The sequence below is a fragment of the Streptomyces sp. WM4235 genome (genome assembly GCF_001279725.1).
GTDB lineage: Bacteria > Actinomycetota > Actinomycetes > Streptomycetales > Streptomycetaceae > Streptomyces.
This window is the reverse complement of the sequence record NZ_LGDE01000283.1, coordinates 1-463: the sequence shown is the minus strand read 5'-3', so window position 1 is coordinate 463 and position 463 is coordinate 1. Positions and strand designations below refer to the sequence as shown.

The following is a 463-nucleotide window of genomic DNA, read 5'->3' as shown; positions in this document are numbered from 1 at the left end:
GCCGGGCGGACCGAAGGGGTGGGGCACGAAGTGCGAGGCGGTCGTGGCGGGTTGGGCCAGGTAGCCGTGGGCGAGGCCGTCGCCCGTCAGGTACAGCTCGCCCGTGGTGCCGTGCGGAACCGGACGCAGCCGCACGTCCAGCACGTAGGCGTGCTTGTTGATGAGCGGGCGGCCGATCGGGACCGTGCCCGTGGGCGGCTCGGTGGTGGGTTCGACGGTGTGGGTGGTGGTGAACCCCATCGACTCGGCGGGGCCGTAGCCGTTGGTGATGGTGAGGTGGGGGTGCAGCAGATGGAGTCGGTGGACATGGGTGGGGGAGGCGGGCTCGCCGCCCGTGTAGACGATCCGGACCTTCGAGAACGTGTCCGGGTGTTCGTCGGTGAGGTGGTTGAAGAGGCTGGAGGAGAGTTGGAGCATGGTGACGGCGTGTTGCCGGGAGAGTGCCGAGATGACGGCGGGGTCG

At 69.8% G+C, this 463-nt stretch carries 1 protein-coding gene; it reads right to left on the bottom strand.

From position 1 onward, the window contains the following. Positions 1-463, bottom strand: a 463-nt coding sequence (locus ADK55_RS19675; protein ID WP_159041477.1) for an AMP-binding protein, incomplete at both ends; no start/stop codon positions are given.